This is a genomic window from Trebonia sp. (assembly GCF_049794275.1).
Taxonomy (GTDB): Bacteria; Actinomycetota; Actinomycetes; order Streptosporangiales; family Streptosporangiaceae; genus Trebonia.
This window is the reverse complement of record NZ_JBARCR010000386.1, coordinates 1-2,179: the sequence shown is the minus strand read 5'-3', so window position 1 is coordinate 2,179 and position 2,179 is coordinate 1. Positions and strand designations below refer to the sequence as shown.

The following is a 2,179-nucleotide window of genomic DNA, read 5'->3' as shown; positions in this document are numbered from 1 at the left end:
CCGCCGGACAGCTCGGACGGCAGGTGCCTGGCCCGGTCGGTGAGCCCGACGCTGTCCAGCGCCGCGGCCACCTTCCGCCGCCGTGCGGCGATGCCGGCGCGCAGCGGGATCAGCGCCGCTTCCACGTTCTCCGCGGCGGATAGCGTAGGCACCAAGTTGAACGTCTGGAAGACGAAGCCGATTGCGGTGGCGCGCAGCCGGGTGAGCTCGGCGTCACGCATCCGGCCGAGGTCACGCCCGTCCAGCAGCAGCCGCCCGGAGGTCGGCCTGTCGAGGCCGCCGAGCAGGTTCAGCAGCGTTGACTTGCCGTGCCCTGTGCGGCCCCTGATCGCGAGCCATTCGCCGTCGCTGACGGTCAGGTTGACAGCGGAGACCGCCAGGACCTTCCGGTGGCCTGTGGTGTAGGCCTTGCCCACGCCGGTCAGCTCGTACATCGTCCTCACCCCACCTTCGTCAGTGCGTCCGCCGGGCGCAGCCGGCCGATCCGCCAGCTCCCGAACGTCCCGGCCAGCAGGCCGCCGGCCACGGCCAGCACCACGGCGGCGAGGATGGCCGCGCCGCTGACCGACGCGACCAGCGGCACCGAGACGGTGTGGTTGGACGTCGGGTTCAGCGCCCCGTTCGGCGTCATGATGTGCTCGCCGGTGGGCTGGGAGAGCGTCGCTGACAGGCTCGGCGCGATCGCGTTGATGATCGCCGCCCCGGCGAAGCCGAGGCCCACCCCGATCCCGGCGCCGAGCACGCCGAGGACGAATGACTCCCCCATCACCTGGGCGATGATCCGCCGGCCGCGCCAGCCGAGCGCCTTCAGCGTGCCGAACTCGCGCACCCGCCGGGACACGGCCAGCATCGTCAGCAGCACCGCGACGGCGAACGCCGCGATCAGCACGAGGACGGACAGCCATTTGCCGAGGTCGTTGGCGAGCTTCGCGGCGGACGACACCGAGCCGGTGACCTCGCTGGCGAGGCTGCTCGGCGTGGTGATCGTGGCGCCGGGCAGCACCTTGGCGATCTCGCTCTGCACGGCGGAGATGTCCGCCGCGCTGGCCGCGGTGACGTAGACCGTGTTCACGTCGTTCTTCAGGCTGCCGCCGGCCGGCCCCTGTTCGGCCAGCGACTGAGCCCGCGTGAGCGGGATGTACACGTTGGGCGGGTTGCTGCCCTCCGGCTGGGCGACGGTGCCGATGATCGTGAACTTCGTGCCGCCGATCGTGATCGTGCCGCCCGTCTTCAGGCCGTTCGAGGTCGCGTAGTTCGTGTCCACCACGGCCACGTTCTTGTCCGCGTCAGCTGGCTTGAACGTGCGGCCCGTCTTGGTCACGGCGTCACTCAGCGGGCCGAGCTTCTGCTGGCTGATGTCGGTGCCGTCCACAGAGAACGACGTGGGCGGCGACGGGTTCTGGGAGATCGTCGTCCTGTTGTCGGTGAGCAGGAGGCCGCCGGCGGCCGCGGCCACGCCGTGCAGGGCCGCGATCTCTGTGGCCGCTTTCTCGTTCATCGGCGCGTAAGACGAGCTGGCCAGGGTGTCGATGGTGTACCCGTCCTTGAGCGACCGGCACTTGCCGTTGACGCACATCTGGGCGCCGTTCGGCCCCATCGTGATGCTCACCCTGCTGCCGCTACCGCCGGTGCCCGGCTTGGCCTGGCTGGCGGACGGCGCCTGCCCGGTGACGGTGATGTCGGTCCCGACGCCGTACAGCCCCTTGAGGACGCCGGCCTGGGCGTTCTTCACGCCCGCCGAGGCGGCGGTGACGGTGATGACCAGGCCGACCCCGACGGCCAGCCCGAGCGCGATGAAGATCGCCTGCCTGAGCCGGCGGCGCAGTTCCCGTGCGAGATAGGTGAAGAAGAACATGCCGCCGTTGTACGGCCCGGCCGGTTGCACGGCGGTGACACCGCGTGCAACCGGCGTGCAACCGGCTGGACGGCAGGCTGGCTGACGGAAGGTCCATGGTCCGCCCTTGGAGGTACCGATGCCAGACGATTTCGATGCCAGCGACGACCACGGCGGGTGGGAAGACGAGGACATGCCTGACGGGGACTACCCGCAGCCTGAGCCGCCATGGCCGCCCGCCGGCCTGCTGCCTTACCGAGACGCTCCGCCGCGCCGCTGGCCGGCCCGGTACGGCGTCACGCTGGTCCTGACCGCCGTGATCGCGGCGGTCGCCGGGTTCCTTGC

General features: G+C 70.9%; 3 protein-coding genes. 1 reads left to right on the top strand and 2 read right to left on the bottom strand.

Translation table 11 applies throughout. The features are described from left to right. Window positions 1-434, bottom strand: a 434-nt coding sequence (locus tag WA805_RS10500) for an ABC transporter ATP-binding protein (RefSeq protein ID WP_425242245.1), incomplete at its 3' end; no start/stop codon positions are given. 5 nt (window positions 435-439) lie between these two features. Further along, window positions 440-1,885, bottom strand: coding sequence for an ABC transporter permease (locus WA805_RS10495; protein WP_425242244.1), 1,446 nt, complete (start codon window positions 1,883-1,885; stop codon window positions 440-442). An 88-nt stretch (window positions 1,886-1,973) separates the two neighbouring features. On the opposite strand from WA805_RS10495, the gene WA805_RS10490 reads away from it, so the two are divergent. Next, window positions 1,974-2,179, top strand: a 206-nt coding sequence (locus WA805_RS10490; protein ID WP_424563576.1) for a hypothetical protein, incomplete at its 3' end; no start/stop codon positions are given.